The sequence below is a fragment of the Plantactinospora sp. WMMB334 genome, assembly GCF_049179095.1.
In the GTDB taxonomy this organism is placed as follows: Bacteria; Actinomycetota; Actinomycetes; order Mycobacteriales; family Micromonosporaceae; genus Plantactinospora.
Map to the genome: position 1 here is coordinate 219,047 of NZ_JBMHME010000002.1, position 20,675 is coordinate 239,721.

Below are 20,675 nucleotides of genomic sequence, written 5' to 3' on the forward strand. Positions count from 1 at the left end.
GACATGTGGAGGTCGACCGTCGGCGGTGCGAGCACGGCGACGTGGGGACGCGTGGGGCGGGCCCATGCGATGGGGGAGGCGGGTTGGTACAGCGTCGATCTACGTGGGTCGCGTGCCGACGTGGACCAGATCGACGCGCTGCGTGTGGCCGGCCCAACACGGCCGAAAGGGGAGGGCGGGTACCGGCTGCTTGAGGTGCTGCAGGAGGAACAGCAGCTACGGGTTCGGGTGGCCGAGTTCGTGGACCTCTCCGACGCCCATCTGTGGCAGCGACGCCAGTCTCCTGCCTATCTGCTGGATCGCCTGCGTGACGTTCTCGCCACGGTAGATCCGGCGGGACTGGCTGGAGATCTCGCCGCCGGCCGTCTAGCCGCCGTACCGCGGACGCTGGAGCATGTCGCGGGATTCACGCCGGCGCAGTGTGAGGCATACACGTCCTGTCTGCGTCCGGGGGTGCGGCTGGTGTGGGGACCGCCGGGTACCGGAAAGACGCGGGTACTCAGCGAGGCGATCAGTTCCCTGATCGCGGCCGGTAAGCGGGTCCTGCTGGTGTCGGCCACCAACATCGCCGTCGACAACGCCCTCGCTGGAGTCATGCGGCACCGTCGGCACCGTCCCGGAGATCTGATCCGTGTCGGGCCGCCCCACCTGCGGGAGATAGCCGCCGACCCCAACGTATCGCTCGCGCATCTCGTCAAGACCTCGCTGGCGGAGGCCGACAAACGGCGGCTGACCCTGCAAAACCAACTCCTGGTCCTCAAGCAGACAGTGAAGACCCTGCACGCCGTCGAAGAACTCGTCGCGGACTTCAGCCCCGAGGAGCATGCGCGTGCCCAGGCAGCGGTGGACCGGGATCGAGACATGCCTCGGCTGGCGCGACAGTTGGCGGACGCCGGTGACCACGTCACCGAACGCCGTCATGCTCTGACACAAGCCGATACCGCCGTCCAGGCGGCTCGTGTAGCGGTCGCGGAAACATCGGACTCCCGAACGGCCTTGGACGCACTCGACGACATCCAGCGGCAGGCCACGCTGGCCCAGCAGGAGGCCGACCGGGTCGCGGTGAAACTGCTCGCCGCGTTAGCTGAATGCGGGCGCATCGAGTCGGACATAACCTCAGTCCAGGACGGCGGAGCGTGGACCCGGGCCCGCAACCGGCGTCATCTGAGTCGACTTCGCGAGTTGCTGCAGGCGCAACGGGCGACGGTGGCGACGCTCGAAGAGCAGGTACAGCACAATCAGTCACTCCTCGCCCGGTTCCACCGCGCTACCCAACCTCAGGTCGTAGCACTGCGGGCCAAGGTGCGTTTCAGCCGCGATCAGGTCGACGCCCGCGACCGCGACTTGGCAGAAACGCAGCGTGTCCGCGAAGCGGCGGCCTCTGATCTGTCCGCAACGATCGCCGACCATGAGGCTGCTCAACAGCGGCTACTCGCAGCCGAGGCAGCCCCACGTGCCACGCCAGCACAGCGAGCCCTTGTCGAACGGGCCGACCGCTACCACCTGCTCGCCGAGTACGAGCGCATGCAGTCGTTGCGCCGCCGTGTGACGGCTGAAGCACCTAACCGGTCTCGCCTCGAGCAAGCACACGCCAAGGCACACGACGACTACGATCGCCTCCGCCGCGACGCGGAAAGCACCCTGATCCGCCAGGCCCGCCTGATCGCCACCACCCTCGCGCGGCTGCGCACCGCCAAGGTCCTCCTCGACGGCCCCTACGACGTCGTGCTCGTCGACGAAGTCGGCGCAGCCACCATCCCCGAAACCCTCCTGGCGGTGTCCCGCGCCACCACGACCGCCGTACTCCTCGGTGACTTCATGCAACTTGGCCCTGTCCTACCCAGGCCCATCGCCACCAGCGATCGTCCAGACGTGCAGCGCTGGCTGTGCGACGACGTGTTCGGACTGTGCGGCATCACCGTCGCCGCAGACGCGATCACCCACCCCGGCTGCACCGTCCTCGACGAGCAGCACCGGTTCGGTCACGACGTCATGCACGTGGCTAACGCCGTCGCCTACGACGGCTTGCTGCGCGCCGCGCCAAACATCCGAGTCCGAGACACCGACGACCCGGAAATCGTGCTGATCGACACCGACAGGCTCGGTGACCTCGCCATCGTACGAGCGACCGGCCCCAGCAAAGGCTGGTGGCCGGCCGGGGCACTCATCAGCCGAGCCTTGGCTGACTACCACCGCTCACGTGGGGAAACCATCGGCGTCATCACCCCGTACAACCTGCAAGCCGAAGCGACCCTCGAAGCGTTTCGCGATCGGGAGGAGACCGGCTCCCAATTCACTGAAGTCGGCACCGCTCACCGCTTCCAGGGCCGGGAGTTCGACGTCGTGGTCCTCGATCTCGTCGAGGACGACGCCCAGCCGCGGTGGATCGCACAGGCCAGCGCCTCCCGTGGCGGCTACGCCCGTGAAGGCCTCAAGCTGTTCAATGTCGCCGTCACCCGAACCAAGAACCGCCTCTACCTCATCGGCAGCCGGCGCCGCCTTGAACACGCGCCTCCTGACACGGCACTCGCCCGCGTCGCACCACTGCTCGGCAACAAAATCCGTACCGTACCGGCCGAACGGCTGATCACCGCACCGTCGGTACCTGAGCCTGACCGACCGGTGCTGGGAGAGTTCGGCACCGAGCTGGCCGAAACCCTGGCCCAACATGTCCGCGTCGCCGAGATCCAGGACGAGAAGCGGTTCTACGAAACCTTCGTCGACCATCTCGGGACCGCGCGCCACTCGATCTGGATGTGGGCCACCTGGACGGCAAATCGCACCAAGTCGGTGGCGCCTGTACTCGCCGAAGCAGTTGCGCGCGGCGTCAAGGTCGTTGTCTTCGTTCGCGATGCCAGGGACTACACGCAGGGAACCGACAACTCACAGCAGAACCTGACGACGCTGCGAGCAGCGGGCCCCACCATCGTGGAGATGTACAAGATGCACCAGAAGATCGTCGTCATCGACGAGCGGCTCGTGCTCCTCGGAAGCCTCAACGTACTCTCGCAATACGAAAGCCGCGAGGTCATGCTCGTCATGGAAGGCGGCCACTTCGCCCGGAAGTTACTCGAGCACGAACGCGCGGCGCAGTTCAGCCAGCCACCACCGCTGTGCGGAGCGTGTGGCAGCACAATGATCGCGCTACACCGTACCGCCAAGGGTTGGCGGTGGCGCTGCTACGCCCGCCGCCCTGAAAGCACCGAGACGCGAAAACGTACCTGCGGTTGGGCGGCAGAACCGGCCAAGCCGATCGGAGATTCGCCGCACAGCAGCTGAGATCGGTGCAGCCTGCACCATGACACGGGTTCGGTCGGTATTGATCGACCTGTCAGGACCGCGTCCGACAGCTGCTCGCCGGGCCACGCGAGGTCGCCTGAAGGAAACGGAGGTCCGCAGCCGCGCCAGCTGTGTGCCGATCTCGCGGGCGTGGCCGGCCGAATGGTGCTTGCTCATGCCCCGTTGATCTCGGTTTCGACTGGAACGGCGAGTTGTACGGCGATCGGTGTGTATAGGTCGACGTCCTGGCTGGCTGTGCGCAGGGAGACGATGAGGCTGTAGCGCAGGGGGAGACTTGCTCGGTCAGCGCGCCTGTTGTTCTTCCACCAGCCACCCACTGGGTGGACGGCGATAAGGCTGCAGTCAGCGAGCTCCGCTCCGTACCCTTCCCAGATGTCGTGGTGGAGTGAGCCGAGGTTGCGCTGGTAGCCCCCGACGAGCCAGCGCTCGGATCCACTGCGTGGACGAGCGCCTGCTTCTTCGTCCTGTGCTGCGCGGTTGACTCGGGCGACGAAGGCATCGAGAGGTTCGAGGGGTGCGTTCAGCTCGAATCGTAGGCTGTGCGAGGCGTAGGCGTAGCGGCGACGCCAGCCCCGGCGAGATGCGGTCGGTTCAATGAAATACGACAGGGTGACCCGTAGTTGCACCGCTGCGTCTGCGAGCCCACGGAGCGTCTCGGTCGGCCAGGGTAGTCGATGCAGGCGGAACCGTCGGGCGGTATGGTCCGGGCCGTCGAACGGAACAAACTCGTCTTGGGTTACCAGGGTGACAGCGTTGGCGCTGGACGTGAGCACGGCCGCTTCGGTTGGTACGCCCCAGCCGTAACGACGCAGCATGCTCTGTCGGGCGGTCTTCGTTGTTGCACCGTGGACATCGGCTCTCATGGCCGGCGTCCAATCGGCCTCATGGACCAGTAACCCCCGGATGGTCTCCGGCCAGTAGGACGGGTATTCCGCCATTGCCTTGGCCGCAAGTCGGGCCGCTTGCGCGGTGGCGGCGCTCGTGGCGTTGGCTGAGGCGAGGGCGAGGTCGTCTCGGGCTGAGGTGCTACGGACGGAAAGGAGCGGATGCCTGTCGTGGAAATCGACACCGTTGCTGAGGACGTTGCCGCCTTCCATGCAGATGTCCGGCTTGATCGGCCAGGTGCGGGTCGCGAACGACACCGACGTGCGACTGTGGGGGGAGAGTTCACCTCGGCGAGCCAGCGCTGTCCAGTCGGCGAGGGTTGGGTCCGTTGGAGGGTCACTCAGGTCGGTGCATGCACCTACCGTGAGCGCGTTCCAGGCGTGCGCCGGGTCCTCGATAGCCGAGGTGTCGCACAGTTCCCGGTGGTCGAGCCCTGGCTGCCGGTCCCGCACGTTGCCGGCTGAGATCAGGAACAGTCGAGCGGCACTGGGGTCGGGCTGCCCGATGAGCGCGATGCCAGTGTCCGATTGGCCAATGTCGGTCCCGACACTCAACGCGTCGATCGCCGCCGACCACAGTGAAGGCTCGCCGGCTCGCGCCTCGGGCGGCGCGGTGATCGGCATGCAGAAGGCGCGCCGCCGCTCCGGCGCTGACGTCTCGGCTGCCGCTGCCGCCTGAGCCGTGATTAGCCCGTAGGCGGTTGGATCGTTCAGGGCCGGCTCGTCGGGCAGGATCTTGACCGACTCGAGGCGATGCGCCAGCACAACAGGCCCGGTTCCCCACAGCAGAGAGTCGAGCGGGCCGTAAAGAGCGAGCCCAGCCATCAAGGTGCCGTGGTCACGCCGGTCCTCGCCGCTGTCGCCAACCACTGAGTGAACATCGGTAGCGTTGATCGACTCGGACAGCAGTACATGGGCCCGGCTTACACCACTGTCGAGGTGGCAGACCACGGGCGCCGCGGCCGAGGCAACCGTTGTGCGTTCCACGAGGTCCGTGGTCAGGTCGTCCTGCTCGTCCCGGGGAAAGTCCTCAACCGTGTCGGCGAACTCGGGGCGCCGGATCTCGGCGACGGGGACGGCGGTGAACGGCAGCGCGTGTAGGTCGTCCCAGCGGGCCTCCAGCCAGACCACGGTCCGGTCGACGAGATCCATACGCCGTTCAGACATTCGGAAGCGGTTGGCTGCGAACGCACGGAGTAGGTCCACTCCGTTGTCGGTTCGCGTCAGCCAAATCTCCCACCATGCCAGTCCCGTTGGCGGATCGCCGGAGGACTGCCAGAGATCACGAAGAATGCCGAACCGGATCGAGGCGATGTTCGCCACGAGGGCACGATTTTGCGGCTCTCCGGTGGCCGTGTCGCGTTGGAGGAAGTCCTCGAAGATCCTCAGAAACGCCGCACGGTACTCGTCGCTGACCCACACCACCGCGCTCTCGGGTCGGTCGTCGGCAGCCGGGTTGACCGCCAACAGCAGCCATTGCGGGCGCTTGACGCGGTGGTTCGACATGCGCTCAAGGGACTCCAGCTTCAACGGAAACGCCGGATCAGCCGCGTCAAGCACCAATATGATGCCGAGCGCCTTGAGTTCCTCCAGAGTCAAATCATCGGCTACCGCGGCGCGTTCAGCGTCCGCTTGACTCAGGGACCGGTGGAGGTCGCCGCGCAGTTTCGTCCCATGGGCCCGACGTTCCACGTCACGGATCCGTGCATTGCCCCCACCACTGCGGTTGAAGCTGCGGTCCTCGACACTGTGGGTGACGGTCAGATGCGCCAACGGCGCGGTCGGACTATTCACTGCCTGCCGTTCGACGCTCCTGCAACGCTCCGGTCAGGTCAGCCACCGCGATCTGCCTTTCGCCACGAAGAATGGCCTGCTTTGCGGCGGTTTCGGCAGCCTTGACCAACTCGGCGTGACTCAGCCCTGCCACATGGTCTTGAATCGCTGCCCATCGAACGCCCCGCCCCATCGAGCCAAGGCGGGCCTTCATAACCTCTGCTGCCTGTAGATCATCCGGCAGCTCGTACTTGATCGTCACGTCGAAACGACGAAAGAGGGCATGGTCAAGGATCGATCGATGGTTCGTGGCCGCCACGACGATGCTCTCGGCGTTAGCCTGCTCCAGAAAGATCAGAAATGAGTTCAAAATCCGTCGGGCTTCGCCGACATCATTACTGCTGCGATCCCCGCCAAGGGCATCGAACTCGTCGAAGAGATAGACAGCCCGCTGAGACGCCACAGCATCGAACACCGCCCGTAGCTTGCTCGCGGTCTCGCCGAGGTACTTGCTGAGCAGACTCTCCAAGCGGATGGTCAACAACGGCAAGCTCAACTCATGAGCGATCACCGCGGCGGTCATCGTCTTACCCGTGCCGGGAGGGCCTTCCAGCAAGAGTCGATGGACCGGGGCGAACCCATGCTCCGAGAGTGCCTGCCGTTGCCGCTGCTCATGCAGCACACGAGTGATCGCGTCCTTCAGGTGTGACGGACCGACAAGATCGCGAAGAGATACCTCCGGGAACGCCGCTGTGACGAGATCGGCCAAATCGCCCCGTGGGCGGGCGATCGCAGTGACCTTGCTCGCCACCGGCTGGCGCCGGGCAGCGTCGATCGCCTGCTTAAGATCGTTGGCCAGCGTGCCGTGCCCCTGTCGGGCCGCCTTCGCCGCCACCTGGAGCGCGACGGCATAGAACGCGGCGTCATCCCCGGCGGCGTGGCTACGCACGAGCGCCTTGATGTGCTCTCCCGACGCCGTCACAGGCCTGATCCCCCTCCACCAACTACAACCTAACCCAGCAGGACGATCACCTGTAGCGGTAAAACTTGACCGGTCGGAATTTACCACTACTCTTCGTAGGTGTGCCAGCAGGGCGCGCGAGGCGCGAAAACAGTCGATTTCGGGACCAAGCTGAGGTATTGGCTGCCCGACTCCGGACCCTGCGCGCTCACAGCGGCCTAACTCAGGAACAACTCGCCGGACGTGCCCAGGTTGCCGTGTCGACCCTGAGGAAGATCGAGTCGGGACGGGTGATCGAACCCGGCTACTTCACGATGCTGTCAATCGCCAACGCACTGGGTGTCGACCTACGCGAACTTGCGTGACCGCAACGCTGAGTCTCTACTCCTCGCTGTGGCAACTCGTCCGCGGCGGCGAGATCGACCACGTGGAGATCGGCAGCCGTCGGTACGACAGCCGGGAAGCCCTCAAGTCGTTCATTGAGGCCAACACCCGCCGCGGATCCCACTACCCGCACCGCTGAACACCGCAACTACCTGCGCCGCGTGCGGCCCCGTTCGGGTGAAGGTTGTTGAGGACGTCTTGGCACCGGGGTCGAGGTTCGCGACGATGGCCGCAGTGCTGTGCCTGCCCGCCACCCAGAAGCCACCGGCGACCGCCGCCGAGTTCCTCGATCTCCTGGAACAGGGCGGCGGATCAGTCCAGGTCGTTGGCCCATCGGACACGGTGCGGGCGGCATGGCGGCGGTTCCTGCACGCGGTCAAGCGATCCGGCGAGGTCCCGTCGGGCTGGCACTTACTGCATCGGGGCCGGGATAGCGGCGATCTGACCATGGAGTTGCGCCGTGGTGAGCATCCCTTCCGCGAGTATCAGCGTTCCGCGCAGCCGTCGCGCATCCCGGTCTCCGAAGAGTTGGTCGATCCGCACCCGGTGGTGAACCGGCTGCGCGACATGCCGCACCGGCTGCCCGCGTCGACACAGAACCGGTCGCGCACGCTGATGATCATCCAGGCTCTCGCGGACGCAGCCCAGGCAAGAGGTCATCGGGTGAAAAGCGGCCCGGAGGATGTTCTGACCGTCGTCGAGGTGGACGGTGAGGGGTACGGCGTCCGGATCTTTGAGGAGACCGGCGCACGGTGGTCGCTGCGCCTGGTTTTGCAGGTCGATGGTGCTGGTGGCGAGCCGGCGCGGTGGACCGATTACGCCCGGCGCCGGGTCGAGGACGATCTGGCCGAGGTGCTGGCGGAGATCGAGCGGCGTGCTGCGGCCGTGCGCGTCGAGCGGGAGACTGAACAGCGCGTGGAGCGGCAGCGTCTAGAGGACAAGCGTCAACGGCGGATCATTAAGCGACGCGACAAGGTGTTGCGTGCCGAGGTCGCCGCGTGGCGGCTGGCGCAGGACATCCGCGGCCACTGCGACGAGTTGGAGGTCGCGGGCATGCCGGTCGGCGACCCATGGCTGGTGTGGGCGCGCGAATACGCGGCCCGCATCGATCCGCTCGCCGACGCGCCGGGCCTGCCACCCGATGCCTCTCCGGACGAGGATGACCGCGACGAACCACGGGCTGCCCCGACGGACCGGGCTTCCGATTGTCTGCCGTCGTTGCCGAAGCCGTGGCACCCGAACCGGCGCTGGTACCACGGCTAATTTCAGTACCCTGCGCTGGGCAGGTACTGCCGCAGTTCGTCGTGCGTGGGCTTGGGCGTCTCGGGCGTGCCCGCCAGGGTGCGGCGTGGGTCGACGCGGTCGGCATGCTCGAACACCCATTGCGCCCAGGCGCGCACCTGTTCGGCGCGGGGTCCGTCAAGCTCGACGGCTGCGGCCAGCAGCGCTGCGCCGTACGCACGGGCGTCCTCAGCGAACTGGGCCTCCGCCAGCCGCCGGGCGATCACCTTTCGTCGGTGGTCCTCGGCGAACTCGCGTCGGGCCTCGGCCTCGGCCTGTTCTCGGCGGCGGCGGGCTTCCAGTTCGCGGCGGCGTTCGGCCTCGCGCTGCTGGACGAGCAGGTCTGCCCACCGCTCGATGAAGGTGAACACCTCGCCGAGCTTCTTGTGCAGCGGATCGTCGTCGGAGCCGGTCCAACTGTCGTACCCACGCCGACGGTGGGGATGTCGTTCGGTCATCCGCAAGGTCAGCGGCTTACCACGGGTCCCGTACAGCGAGAGCGGGAAGTCGTCGCGGCCGATGCGCACGACAAGCTTGCCGTGGTCGTAGTAGCGCGCCTCCCGCTCGAAGTGGACGGAGTAGCCGCGGAACTCGGCTTCATTGACGATGGCCTGCCATATCCGCCGCATCTTGACCAAGGGATACTGTCGGCGCGGCGCGCGCCACGAGTAGTCAGGGCCATACGTCATCCGGTCGGAGACATGCAACCCGTCAACCAGTTGTTCCACCAGAGGGTGCACGCTGGTCACCCTCGACGGCACCGGCACCACCCGACCCAGAAACTCCGTCGTACGCGGCAGCACCGGCTTGGGCGCCCACTCGCGCATCCGCGCCGCGAGTTCCTCCGGATCCGGCTCGGGCTGTTTCTCGTCAACCCGTTCCAGGTACAGGTTCAGCGATCCCGGTTTGCTCGACCGGTGCAGACGCTCGTGGCCCGCTCGCAGCAGCCGTAGATAGGCGACTTTCGAGGCGTGCCGCCACGCGGCCAGTTCCTCCTCGTCGATACCTTTCAGGGATAGCCGACCGCCCGCGGCGCGCACCCGCTTGATGACCTCTTCCGGTGTGATCTCCATCGTGGCCAGGTCCTGCTACTGATCCTCTTGCAGCTGACGGATCAGGGCCTGCCGCTCCTGCTTGTTCAAGCGACGCCGCAGGTCCCGTGCGGCCGTGACGACCGGGTCCGGAGGCGACGACGGTACCGGTGGTATCCGGATCTTTCCCAGCACGCCGAGCCGCCGCACGCCGCGCACCTGGCGCTGGTCGCACGCGTCATCGATGCACCGCAGCCCATTGCGGCTGGGATGCGCCGCCCGGTACGCCGCCGGATCATCTCGACACTCGACGGGGATGTAGTGATCAGTCCCCATGTGGCCGCAGTCCAGCTCCACCGTCCAGGTCTGGACCATCCGATCCGGGAGGCGCTCACCGAGAGCCACGATCTCAACGTCGAAGTCCGGGTCGTCGCCCCCGCAGCTCCGGCATACCAAGTAGTCACCGACCCTGTCCTCGACCTCCTCGCCACGCAGCACCTCGCCCGTGTGACCGCAGGCGAGCGCCACCGACCACCGCGTAAAGCCCATTCCCTCGTATTTCGGCTCGGGTTCACCAGGCTCGACATGGCGGACGGCCGTTCTACCGTCGTTGAACTGGCACGACCAGAAGACGGGGCACCGCGCCTGCTCCGGAGCAGGCTTGGAGGCGTCGGCGCGCCTCGCGAGCCAGAACTCTTCATGGCCGCATTCGGGGTCCAGCGCGTACGCGACGACTTCAGTCGGTTGCGGTAGCTCCGGTAGATGTATGCGGAGGAGCAGGTCGGCGACGACTGGGCCGAACCTCTCCGTCGCGGCTGCGCGGCCGTGCTCGCGTCGTTTGGCGTGCGCCGCAGCCCATTCGGGCCACTTGGCCCGAGCTTCGGCCAGTGTCAGCCGAAACGGCGCGGGTGCCGCCGTGCCCTCTTCGAGCCGGCGTACCACCTCCAATCGCTCCTCACGACGTCGCCTGCGCCGATCCACGTCATCAGCCCCGTCATTGCTGGCTACCATGCTCAGACCAACGAACGAGACGAAGGCATCGATGCTCCGCCGGCCCGATGCGCGCACACTCGCAGCTCGACACCCGTGCTAGAGGCTCCGGGTGGCGGCGGATGGGGCTCATTGGGCACGACCTCGGGTCCGTGACCTGGCCAAACGTGCGGGTAGTGGATCGCCGGCCACTTGGACCTGCGGTTCGCGTGGCGACGCGTCGACAGCCTCGTTTCTCTCACCCTCGGCGAGGTTCGCAGTCTCCTGGCGCACCTGATCACCCAGTCCGATCCTTCGACCACATCCATCGATGGTCACGATGGCGACGCCGTCGCCAATACCGCGCCAGAACAGCCCACTACCAGCGAAGACACCGACTTCACCAGGTACGGCGGGAACACTGGGCCTTGTGAGCACGTCGGTGATCAAGCTGATGGCCCGATCGAGACAGATGTTGATTGCTAAACCCCGCTGACTTGTGGGCGACATGAGGAGTGGACGAGTCGGCATGGGAGTTCCACATTTTTTGTGCTCACGCACGTGCTCACATATCAAGATCAAGTAGTGGGCCTGACCCGGTTTGACGGACATCCGAGATCAGGGGGCTGTGAGCCCTCGGGAGGATGTTCATCATGGAAGGCATGGGAAAGAAGCCACGCCGGCCGCGCAGGGCGTTCACGCCGGAGTTCAAGGCGGAGATCGTGGAGGTGTGCCGGCGGGGTGACCGTACGGTCGGTCAGGTCGCGAAGGACTTCGACCTGACCGAGACGGCGGTGCGGGACTGGGTCAAACAGGCCGACCTCGACGCCGGGACCCGTACCGACGGGCTGGCCAGCGCGGAGCGCGAGGAGTTGGCGCGGTTGCGGCAGGAGAACCGTCGGCTGCGTGAGGACGTGGACATCCTCAAACGGGCCACGGCTTTCTTCGCGAAGGAGACCCGGTGAACGTGTACCCGTTCATCGAGGCGGAGAAGGCGCAGCAGGGCAACGTGAAGCGTGCCTGTGAGCTGTTGAAGGTCTCCCGGTCCGCCTACTACCAGCACCGCGCCGCCGGCCCGTCGCCCCGCCAGCGGGTCGACACCGAGCTGGCCGAACGGATCGCTGAGGTGCATGACGCTTCGGCCGGCACCTACGGCTCCCCACGGGTACACGCCGAACTCCGCGCGCAGGGCCGGCGGCACTCCCGCAAACGGATCGCCCGGCTGATGCGCACGGCGGGTCTGTGCGGTCGGACACCGAAGCGGTGGCGCACCACCACCGTGCCCGACCCAGCGGCAACCCCGCGCCCGGACCTGGTCGGCCGGGACTTCACCACCAGCCCCGCCGACGTCGACACCCGATGGTGCGGCGACATCACGTACATCAACACCTGGGAGGGCTGGCTGTACCTCTAAGTTACGTGGAATCTGCTGTTATGTGGAATCTGTCTGGTGGCTGACTCTTGCCTCACGGCTGGGGTGGTGGCGGCGTTGAGCGACCGTGGAGTTGGTGGAGCGGTGGCCGGTACTCGACCGGCATGAGATGGCCGCGGTGTGGCTGCAGGTCTGGGTCGATCTGGGTCGGGCGGCGCGCACCATCGACGCGTACGGGCGCGGGCTGGCCGAGTACCTGGAGATGTGTGAGCGGCTTGGCGTCGATCCGCTGACGGCGGGTCGGGCGGACGTGGCGGTCTACGTGCGTGAGCTGACGCGGCGGCCGGGCCGTCTCGGCGTCAACGTGGTGTCGATCGAGTCGGGCGCTGGGCTGGCGAACGCGACGATCCAGCAGCGGCTGGTGCCGGTGCGGCTGTTCTACGACTTCCTGATGGAGGAAGGAGTGCGCCAGTCGAACCCGGTCGGGCGTGGCCGGTATACGGCGGGCCGCACGTTCGGCGGTGGGCAGCGGGGTCTGGTGCCGCGGTTGACGAAGCTGCCGTGGATTCCGACCGATGAACAGTGGCTGTCCATCTTGGACGTTGTGCGGAGCGAGTCGGCGCGCACCCGGGTGATGCTGGCGCTGGCCTACGACTGCGGTCTGCGCCGGGAGGAGCTGTGCTCGCTGCGCACCGACGATCTGGATCCAGGGCACCGGATGGTGCGGGTGCGGGCAGAGACGACCAAGAACAGGTTGGAACGGGTGGTGCCCTACTCGGCGGTGACCGGTGCGCTGTTGTCGGGGTATCTGGCCCACCGGGCGACGGTCAGCCGGATGCGCGGCGCGTTGTTCTTGTCCGAGTCGCGCCGCAATCATGGCCAGGCGCTGACGTTGTGGACGTGGTCGAAGGTCGTGCGGCGCATCGCGCTGGCCGCGCAGACGCCGCGGTTTTCCACCCACACCACGCGGCATCTGTGCCTGACTGACCTGGCTCGGATGGGCTGGGAGATCCATGCGATCGCCACTTTCGCGGGCCACCGCAGCACCGAGTCGACGATGCGCTATATCCACCTGTCCGGCCGGGACCTGTCCGCGCGGTTGGCCGCGTCGATGTCACAACTGCACGCGTGGCGGGTCGCTGCCCTCGCCGCGCTGGACGGGACCGGCCAATGAGCACCGCGCCGCTACGCCTTTCTACCGGCGGATCGTCTGCAGTAGACCACGCTGCTCTCGTTGAGGGTTCGGACGGATGGGACCGCCGGCCGCGGCTGTCCCCGGGTGAGGCCGCGGCGTTGGTCGCGCTGGACGCGAAGGCGTTGCGCCGCAACCGCTGCCGTGGCGTGCCCCGGCGCACTGCCCTGTCGTGGCGAGCGTTGTCGCGGCTGGTCGAACCTTTGGACGCCGCCTGCGCCGCCCTTCACGACGCTCACGGCGACCCGGTCCGGTTCGGCCGTGCCGGCCGGCAGGCCACCGCGATCGTGCTCGGCGGTTGCGCCACCGTGGGCCGGACGTGGTGGGGGTGGACCAGCTGGGACTGGGCCCGGCTGGTCGGCGCCAGCAGCCGGGCGTTCCGCGACGCGCAGCCACTACCGACCGAGGTCACGGTGCGCCCTTTCCTGCTCGCGCTGGGCTGGCTGCTGGGCGGGTTCACCGACTACCAGCACGTGGGCAACTTCAACCGGCTGCACTTGGCGCACCTGGTCTTCGGTGAGCAGCCGGTCGCCGCGGCGATGGAGTCGGTAAGCACGATCACGCAGGGGTGGGGCTACCGCAGCCAGACCGACTCCGAGGGCCGCTACCGGTTACCCGGGATCCTGGCCCAGGCTCTGCTGATCAACCGCAGCCCGCGGCTGGAGGACCTGACCACTGGGGCGTTCGCCGGCCTGCACACGCACCCGGCCAGCACCGGACGTCACCCGACCACGCTCTACACGCTGCAACGCGCGGTTGCCGGCCTCGGCCACTGCCAGCCTCCGGTGCGTCCCGGGTTCAACCACGCGCCGGGGTTGCCCGGCGTCCCGGCGGCCTGGGCGCAGGTTCTGCAACGCTGGTACGACACCTCGGCGCTGACACCCGACGTCCGCGCCAACATCCGCTGCAACATGGCCAAGACCGGACGGTGGCTGGCCGCCGAACATCCCGATGCGGTCGACCCACGCCGGTGGACCCGCGCCATCTGCGCTGCCTGGGTCGCCGCGGTGGACCGGATGACCGTCGGTGACTGGGTCGGCCGCCGCGACCACCTGCACGAGCGCATCGGCGCGCCGATCGCCCCGCGCACCAAGGCCCACATCCTGATGGGCACCCGCACCTTCTTCCGCGACCTGCAGGAGTGGGAGTGGATCCCCCGCAGGTTCGACCCAGCCCGCGCGCTCGCCGTCCCGCGCAGCGTCGCCGCCCTGATCGGCACCAACCCCCGCGTCATCGCCGACGACGTGTGGGCCAAGCTGCTGTGGGCCGGGCTCAACCTGCAGACCACCGACCTGCTCGGCACCGCCGCCGGCAGCTACTACCCGATCGAGCTGACCCGCGCACTGGCACTGACCTGGCTGTTCGCCGGCCTACGCAGCGACGAACTCACCCGGCTCCGCGTCGGCTGCATCCGCTGGCAGCACAACGGAACCCCCATCGCTGGCGACTCCCGCGACGTGCTCGCCGAGGACGCCGTCTGCCTACTCGACGTCCCCGTGCACAAGACCGGCACCGCGTTCACCAAGCCCGTCGACCCGATCGTCGGCCAGGCCATCGACGCCTGGCAGAACATCCGACCCGTCCAACCCAAGCGGCACGACCGCAAGACCAGCGAACACGTCGACCTGCTGTTTTCCACCCGCGCCCACCCGGTCGCCAAGGAGTACATCAACCGCACCCTCATCCCGACGCTATGTGCCAAGGCGAACGTGCCCACCAGCGACGTCCGCGGCACCATCACCAGCCACCGGGCCCGCTCCACCATCGCCAGCCAGCTCTACAACGCCAAAGAACCGATGACCCTGTTCGAGCTGCAAGCCTGGCTGGGCCACCGCAGCCCGAACAGCACCCAGCACTACGCGAAGATCACCCCGGCCACCCTGACCAAGGCATACACCGAGGCCGGCTACTTCGCCCGAAACCTACGCACCATCGAAGTCCTCATCGACCGCGACGCCGTCACCACCGGCACCGCCACCACCGGAACACCTTGGCAGCACTACGACCTCGGCCACGGCTACTGCAGCTACACCTTCTTCGAACAATGCCCTCACCGCATGGCCTGCGCCCGCTGCGACTTCTACACCCCCAAGGACTCCACCAAGGCCCAGCTGCTGGAGGCCAAGACCAACCTGCAGCGCATGCGCGCCTCGATCCCACTCACCGACGACGAACGCGCCGCCGTCCACGACGGCCAGGCCGCCCTCGACACGCTCATCAGCCGACTCGCCGACACCCCAACCCCCGCCGGACCCACCGCACGCCAGCTCGGCATCCCCACCACCGCCACCCTGCTACCCATCCTCAGCGTCACCCACAGCCAGGCCATTGAAAATCACTGATTCCACAGAATGGCCACCGTCATCGACCTGGCTACCCGCCGGGTCGTCGGGTGGGCCGTCGCCGACCACCTCCGCACCGACCTGCCCGCCCAAGCCCTGTCCAACGCCATCACGTCACGACGACCGACCGGGCCGGTGATCTTCCACAGCGACCGCGGCTGTCAATATACGAGCGGCCAGTACGCCCACCTCGCGAAGCGGCACAACGTCCAACTCTCAGCCGGACGCAAGGGGCAGTGCTGGGACAACGCCGTCGCCGAATCGTTCTTCGCCACCATCAAAACCGAGCTACTCGACCGGCGGGCCTGGCCCACCCGAGCCGCCGCCCGCACGGCGATCTTCGACTGGATCGAGGGCTGGTACAACACCCGCCGCCGGCACTCCACCCTCGGCTACCTCAGCCCCGCCGCCTACGAGGCCACCGCCTATACCAGCAGACCGCTCGGCAAGGTAGCGTGAGATCAACTTATCGACCCTGTCCGTCGAATCGGGTCAAGCCCAGTAGGTGTAATCGGCCGGTATTCGATGGCACGGGGTGTGATCCGGTTGTTTGAATATCTCCTGTTCGGAGCACGTAGCGACATCGGCCGGGATGGCGTGACAGAATTGTTACCTTACTGGCAGTGTGGGGGTCAGGGGTTCGAGTCCCCTCGGCTCCACCCAAAACCGCAGGCCAGCGGCATTTTCAAGCGATGCTTGTGAATGCCGCTGGCTTGGCGTCTCACATCGTCTCACGACGTGGAGGCTGTTGACCTCCTGGAGAGGGCCTGCTCCAGTGGTCGGAGCATGGCCAGGGCAACCCCAAAACCCTGCTTCACCGGAGTGTTTTCCCTGGCGATAGTGGCTGCATCAGCCCGTTGGTCCGCCCGGCTCGTCGAAGTTGGCCGGGCCCGAGACTGTCGGCGAGGCACCGCACCACATCGAATGTGTGGGGATCACGGGGCCGGACTCAATTCTTGGTTGGTCGATGTGGCAGCAGTAGGCGGCCAAGACAAAGGTCGGGCCCTGCCGCCGCCGTTCATGGCCGCGCGGACGCGTCGAGCTGACTTCGGCGCAGCAGCGCCAGCCACGTCCCGCCAGCGATCGCCATGAGCAGGCCGACGGCCACGAGCCCTGGGGGGAAGCCGGTCCACCGGGATGCCGCCGACCAGGGACGACGGGGGCCAGGGCGGCGGTCGCGGTGGCGGTCCACAGGGCCATGAGCCGGCCGCGCATCGCGTTGTCGGCGTGGCGCAGCAGCACGGCGATGGCCACCGGGCCGGACAGGACGTCGGCGGCGGCGACGGCCCAGCAGGCGAGGGCGAAGCCGACCGCGGGTGCCAACCCGAACGCCATGGTGGCAAGGCCCTCGCCCAGGCAGGAGAGGCCGAGTACGGTCAGTTGTCCCCGGGCGGGCAGCCGTTGGATGCGGGCGACGAGGACCGCCGCGGTGGTGAAACTGCGACTGCGTGACAGGCTGACCCGCAGGCTGCTGGACTCAGTCCCGGTGGGACAGCGGGCCGCCCGGTCGGCACCATCCACACCGCCGTCGCCGACGGTGTGGAGGCCCTCGACGCGTACGTCGGCTTCTGCCTGCCGCAGGCGGTGGTGAGCGTCGCCGGACCGGCGCTGGTCGTGGCGGTTCTGGCGTCGTTGATCCGGTCAGTGCGATGGTCGTCGATGTCTCGGGTGAGGGCGAGGCACGTGCGGAGGCGGATGCGCGCGCCGCCGAGGGAGCCCGGCTCTGCGTGCCGCTGCTGTTGGTTCCTCGGCGTGTCCCGGTGTTCCAAGTTGACCTTGACGGAGAGGGGGTGGCGGTGCAGATTGGCCCCCGGACCGGACTGTGCATGTTGACCAGGACCGGGTACGTGGGGCCGTGGTCGCCAATGCCCTGATCTGGTCCGGCTCGAGCGGCTTCACCCTCCCGCTGGCGCCTCTCCGCTTCATCAGGCCAGATCGAGCGAGACGGTGACGTAGGCGTGGGCGGGCAGGTCGACCTGAAGGCCGCGTGGGTGCGGGCGGACTCCGTCGTGGGTGGTGGGCGCCACGGCGGTGGGTGCAGCAGGGGTGTTGTGGGACTCGAGGCTCGGGGCGGTGAGGATGCGGGCGGTGTGGCCGGTGACGTCGCGGCCGCGCAGGTCCAGCACGAGCGTGGTCGCGTCCTGGGCGTGGAGATTGGACAGGGATACCAGGGCCGTGTCGTCCTTGGCTGTCGCCGACGCAGAGATCGTGGGGAACGGACGGTCCCCGGCGTGGGTGGTCGGGACGTCACGTAGGTGCACGGTCAGCGCGTGCGCGTCGTGGTGGGCGGTGTTCATCTCGAATACGTGGTAGGTCGGGGTCAGCACCAGGGCACCGGTGTCGGGATCGGTGAGGATCATGGCTTGCAACACGTTGACGGTCTGGGCGATGTTGGCCATCACCAGGCGGTCGGCATGGCGATGGAAGGCGTCGAAGTGGAGTGCAGCGACCAGGGCGTCGCGTAGGCCGTTCTGCTGGTACAGGAACCCAGGGTTGGTGCCCGGCTCGACGTTCCACCAGGTGCCCCACTCGTCGAGCACGAGCCCCACCTTCTGATGCGGGTCGTAGCGGTCCATCACCGTCGAGTGGCGGGTGAGCAGCTCATCGACGTGCGCCGCCCGGGACAGGGCGAGGTACCACTCGTCGGTCGTGAACCGGGTGGCCGAGCCCTTGTCCCCCCATGACCCGGTCATCGTGTAGTAGTGGAACGAGAGAGCCTGGAACGGCCCGGGTCGCGAGTCCGGTCCGGTCAGGTCGTCGAACGAGCGCATCAGCGTCTCGGTCCAGTGGTAGTCATCCTCGGCGGCGCCCGCGGCGATGCGGTAGACGGTATTGTCGCCGTGGTTGCGTACGTAGGTGCCGTACTGGCGGGCCATTGAGGCGAACTGCTCGGCGCGCAAGTGCCCGCCGCACCCCCAGGCCTCGTTGCCCAGGCCCCAGAACGGGACGCGCCAGGGCTCGTCGCGGCCGTTGCTGCGGCGCAGCGCCGCCATCGGGGAGTCGTCGCCTCGGGTGAGGTACTCGATCCACTCGGACATCTCGCGGACCGACCCGGACCCGATGTTGCCAGAGACGTACGGGTCGGCCCCGAGCAGCTCGCACAGGTCCATGAACTCGTGGGTGCCGAAGGAGTTGTCCTCGACCACGTCGCCCCAGTGGGAGTTGACCATCCGCGGCCGCTGGTCGCGTGGGCCGATGCCGTCGCGCCAGTGGTAGTCGTCTGCGAAGCAGCCCCCGGGCCAGCGCAGGTTCGGGATGTGCATTGCCCGCAGTGCCTGGACGACGTCGGTCCGGATGCCGCGCACGTTCGGGACTGGCGAGTCCTCGCCGACCCAGAATCCGCCGTAGATGCACCGGCCCAGGTGTTCGGCGAAGTGGCCGTAGACATGGCGGGAGACGACGGGGCCGGGCAAATCGAGGTCGATCACGGCGGTGGGAGCAGTCGAGGGCACGACGAGGCCTTTCTCTGTGTTCAGGGGTCAGGGCGGGGTGTCAGTGCGTGCCGGCGGCCCAACGTGCCAGGCGCTGGACCAGCGTCCGGTGGCCCGGGGCGGCATAGGAGGGCAGACCGTGCCCGAGGACGTCGACCGCGATCCGCGAGCGCCCGTGCGTGCGCACCCAGGCGGCCGGGTATCGCACACCGTCGTGGGTGAACTCGGCCACGACAGTCGAGTGGCCGAGTCGTTGCAGGCGCAGGTAGCGCTCGTCCACGATGTCGAAGTCGCTGAGGCCGGCCAGCGGGTCCGGTCCGGCCGGCGACGCGAGGACGTGGACCGTCGTCGTCCCGGCGGGCGGATGCCACGACAGGCCCGGTATCCACATCGCACCTGTCGCCGGTGCCCAGGCGGGGTAGTCCCGAAGGGACGAGACGGCTGCGTGCAGCGCGAGCACGCCGATGCCTCGCTCCAGCGCTCTGTCCAGGCCGTCCACCGAGGCCTCGGCGGGCAGCGCCTCGGCCTGGGCGCCGCGCCACGGGTCCCCGGCATCGACCACCAGCAGGCCCACACCGTCCAGACGCGTCATCGCCTCGTCCACACCGTCGACGGCGACCTCGAACCCGGTCTCGGCCAGGATGTCGGCGAGCCGTGCGGAGGTGAGCTCATAGGGGTGCCACGGGTCGGAGTAGCGCCCGCGACCGGACGCGATCCTCGCGCGCATTCTCAGGCCTCCGGTGCGGTGGGCAGAGGTTCGGGGTCGAGGGGCGGCAGGCCGGCGGCCAGCCGTTCGAGCTCGACGACCACACGTTCGCCCAGTCTCAGCAGCTCGTTGCCGATCGAGCCGGCCACGTGCGGAGTGAGCAGCACGTTCGGCAGGTCCCAGAGCGGGTGGTGCGGTGGGAGCGGCTCGGGGTCGGTGACGTCGAGGACGGCGTCGATGCGGCCCGTGCGCAGCTCGGCGACGAGGGCGTCGCTGTCGACCAGGCAACCGCGGGCGGTGTTGATCAGGGTCGCGCCGTCCGGCATCGCGGCGAGCTGGGCGGCGCCGATCATCCCGCGCGTCTCGGGAAGGTCGGGCGCCTGGACGGATACCACCGGACAGGTCCGCATCAGCTCGTCCAGCCCCGCGACCTCGACCCCGAGCGACCGAGCCTCGGCGTCGCTCAGGTATGGGTCGTGGACGATGACCTTCAGGTCGAAGGGCCGTAGCAGGTCGATCGTCAGGCGGCCGGTGGACGATGCGCCCACGATCCCGACCCGGGCGCCGTTGTTGCCGGCCGTCGCCAGCTCGGCCTCGCGGTCGATGAGGTCGCGACGGCGGTCGTACAGGCGTGCCGCGGGCAGGGCGCGCTTGCCCGCGAGCAGGATCGCCGCGGTGGCGAACTCTGCGACTGGCCGCGAGTTGGCCCTCCTGGCGTTGGTCAGCAGCAGCCTGCGGTCCCGGGCTGCGCGGCCCAGCATGTGTCCGGCGCTGCCGGTCGCAGCGAGCACGGCCCGCAACCGGGGCGCGGCCTGAAGGGCCTCGTCGGTCAGTCGTGGTGCGCCCCATCCGGCGACGAGCACGTCGGTGGTCGCGAGCGCGTCCCGCGCGGCTGCGGAGTCGAGCTCGTCGAGGACCACGTGGTGGAGGTCCGCGACGGCCCGCACACGGTGCCGCAGCGTGACGTCGAAGAGATGGTCGGCGAGCGAGGCGGGGCGCATCGTCATCGACACGCGCAGCCGGTCCGTCATCGGAAGCTCCGAGGGTTC

At 67.9% G+C, this 20,675-nt stretch carries 17 protein-coding genes; 9 read left to right on the forward strand and 8 right to left on the reverse strand.

Annotated features, from left to right (window positions below; translation table 11 throughout):
• The first annotated feature begins 120 nt into the window (after positions 1–120).
• Positions 121–3,279 carry an AAA domain-containing protein gene (locus ACN27G_RS01070; protein WP_421490893.1) on the forward strand — a complete coding sequence of 1,053 codons (3,159 nt, stop codon included), beginning with the start codon at positions 121–123 and terminating at the stop codon, positions 3,277–3,279.
• A gap of 173 nt (positions 3,280–3,452) precedes the next feature.
• Here ACN27G_RS01070 and ACN27G_RS01075 read toward each other — a convergent pair whose 3' ends face one another.
• Together ACN27G_RS01075 and ACN27G_RS01080 are read right to left on the reverse strand one after the other, a co-directional pair.
• Entirely contained in the window at positions 3,453–5,957 is a 2,505-nt protein-coding gene (locus ACN27G_RS01075) for a S8 family peptidase (RefSeq protein ID WP_421490894.1), read from the reverse strand.
• A 13-nt stretch (positions 5,958–5,970) separates the two neighbouring features.
• Complete coding sequence (locus ACN27G_RS01080; RefSeq protein WP_421490895.1) at positions 5,971–6,939, reverse strand: AAA family ATPase; 969 nt, start codon at positions 6,937–6,939, stop codon at positions 5,971–5,973.
• Between the two features lie 101 nt (positions 6,940–7,040).
• Between ACN27G_RS01080 and ACN27G_RS01085 the strand changes: the two genes are divergently transcribed.
• The 3 genes from ACN27G_RS01085 (at position 7,041) to ACN27G_RS01095 (ending at position 8,565) form a co-directional block, all read left to right on the forward strand.
• Positions 7,041–7,283: a helix-turn-helix domain-containing protein gene (locus ACN27G_RS01085; RefSeq protein WP_421490896.1), complete on the forward strand. Its 243-nt coding sequence runs from the start codon at positions 7,041–7,043 to the stop codon at positions 7,281–7,283.
• Positions 7,280–7,441 (forward strand): hypothetical protein, encoded by a 162-nt coding sequence (locus ACN27G_RS01090; RefSeq protein WP_421490897.1) that lies wholly within the window; start codon positions 7,280–7,282, stop codon positions 7,439–7,441. The genes ACN27G_RS01085 and ACN27G_RS01090 overlap by 4 nt, the downstream gene beginning before the upstream one ends.
• 86 nt (positions 7,442–7,527) lie before the next feature.
• Positions 7,528–8,565: a hypothetical protein gene (locus ACN27G_RS01095; protein WP_421490898.1), complete on the forward strand. Its 1,038-nt coding sequence runs from the start codon at positions 7,528–7,530 to the stop codon at positions 8,563–8,565.
• A 2-nt stretch (positions 8,566–8,567) separates the two neighbouring features.
• On the opposite strand, the gene ACN27G_RS01100 is transcribed toward ACN27G_RS01095, so the two are convergent.
• Together ACN27G_RS01100 and ACN27G_RS01105 are read right to left on the reverse strand one after the other, a co-directional pair.
• Positions 8,568–9,656, reverse strand: a complete 1,089-nt coding sequence (locus tag ACN27G_RS01100) for a hypothetical protein (protein ID WP_421490899.1) — start codon at positions 9,654–9,656, stop codon at positions 8,568–8,570.
• 15 nt (positions 9,657–9,671) lie between these two features.
• The gene (locus ACN27G_RS01105) at positions 9,672–10,682 is read right to left on the reverse strand and encodes a hypothetical protein (RefSeq protein ID WP_421490900.1); all 1,011 of its coding nucleotides are present in this window, start codon (positions 10,680–10,682) and stop codon (positions 9,672–9,674) included.
• Positions 10,683–11,245: 563 nt separating this feature from the next.
• On the opposite strand from ACN27G_RS01105, the gene ACN27G_RS01110 reads away from it, so the two are divergent.
• The 5 genes from ACN27G_RS01110 (at position 11,246) to ACN27G_RS01130 (ending at position 15,948) form a co-directional block, all read left to right on the forward strand.
• The gene (locus tag ACN27G_RS01110) at positions 11,246–11,548 is read left to right on the forward strand and encodes a transposase (protein WP_018735371.1); all 303 of its coding nucleotides are present in this window, start codon (positions 11,246–11,248) and stop codon (positions 11,546–11,548) included.
• Positions 11,545–11,997 carry an IS3 family transposase gene (locus tag ACN27G_RS01115; protein ID WP_421490901.1) on the forward strand — a complete coding sequence of 151 codons (453 nt, stop codon included), beginning with the start codon at positions 11,545–11,547 and terminating at the stop codon, positions 11,995–11,997. The genes ACN27G_RS01110 and ACN27G_RS01115 overlap by 4 nt, the downstream gene beginning before the upstream one ends.
• Positions 11,998–12,082: 85 nt before the next feature.
• Positions 12,083–13,129 carry a tyrosine-type recombinase/integrase gene (locus ACN27G_RS01120; RefSeq protein ID WP_421490902.1) on the forward strand — a complete coding sequence of 349 codons (1,047 nt, stop codon included), beginning with the start codon at positions 12,083–12,085 and terminating at the stop codon, positions 13,127–13,129.
• 119 nt (positions 13,130–13,248) lie between these two features.
• Positions 13,249–15,489, forward strand: a complete 2,241-nt coding sequence (locus ACN27G_RS01125; protein WP_421490903.1) for a tyrosine-type recombinase/integrase — start codon at positions 13,249–13,251, stop codon at positions 15,487–15,489.
• A 9-nt stretch (positions 15,490–15,498) separates the two neighbouring features.
• On the forward strand, positions 15,499–15,948 hold the full coding sequence (locus ACN27G_RS01130; protein WP_421490904.1) for an IS3 family transposase: 450 nt from the start codon (positions 15,499–15,501) through the stop codon (positions 15,946–15,948).
• Positions 15,949–16,338: 390 nt separating this feature from the next.
• On the opposite strand, the gene ACN27G_RS01135 is transcribed toward ACN27G_RS01130, so the two are convergent.
• The 4 genes from ACN27G_RS01135 to ACN27G_RS01150 all read right to left on the reverse strand — a co-directional run bounded on the left by ACN27G_RS01135 (position 16,339) and on the right by ACN27G_RS01150 (position 20,657).
• Positions 16,339–17,010 (reverse strand): hypothetical protein, encoded by a 672-nt coding sequence (locus tag ACN27G_RS01135; RefSeq protein ID WP_421490905.1) that lies wholly within the window; start codon positions 17,008–17,010, stop codon positions 16,339–16,341.
• A gap of 404 nt (positions 17,011–17,414) precedes the next feature.
• Positions 17,415–18,941: an alpha-N-arabinofuranosidase gene (locus ACN27G_RS01140; RefSeq protein WP_421490906.1), complete on the reverse strand. Its 1,527-nt coding sequence runs from the start codon at positions 18,939–18,941 to the stop codon at positions 17,415–17,417.
• Positions 18,942–18,981: 40 nt separating this feature from the next.
• The gene (locus tag ACN27G_RS01145) at positions 18,982–19,647 is read right to left on the reverse strand and encodes a ThuA domain-containing protein (protein WP_421490907.1); all 666 of its coding nucleotides are present in this window, start codon (positions 19,645–19,647) and stop codon (positions 18,982–18,984) included.
• 2 nt (positions 19,648–19,649) lie between these two features.
• Positions 19,650–20,657, reverse strand: a complete 1,008-nt coding sequence (locus ACN27G_RS01150; RefSeq protein WP_421490908.1) for a hydroxyacid dehydrogenase — start codon at positions 20,655–20,657, stop codon at positions 19,650–19,652.
• Between the last annotated feature and the right edge of the window lie 18 nt (positions 20,658–20,675).

Coding starts and splice junctions, on each gene's coding strand:
- ACN27G_RS01150 (WP_421490908.1), bottom strand. CDS start 20,657: ATGACGGACCGGCTGCGCGTGTCGATGACGATGCGCCCCGCCTCGCTC.
- ACN27G_RS01110 (WP_018735371.1), top strand. CDS start 11,246: ATGGGAAAGAAGCCACGCCGGCCGCGCAGGGCGTTCACGCCGGAGTTC.
- ACN27G_RS01145 (WP_421490907.1), bottom strand. CDS start 19,647: ATGCGCGCGAGGATCGCGTCCGGTCGCGGGCGCTACTCCGACCCGTGG.
- ACN27G_RS01130 (WP_421490904.1), top strand. CDS start 15,499: ATGGCCACCGTCATCGACCTGGCTACCCGCCGGGTCGTCGGGTGGGCC.
- ACN27G_RS01095 (WP_421490898.1), top strand. CDS start 7,528: ATGGCCGCAGTGCTGTGCCTGCCCGCCACCCAGAAGCCACCGGCGACC.
- ACN27G_RS01100 (WP_421490899.1), bottom strand. CDS start 9,656: ATGGAGATCACACCGGAAGAGGTCATCAAGCGGGTGCGCGCCGCGGGC.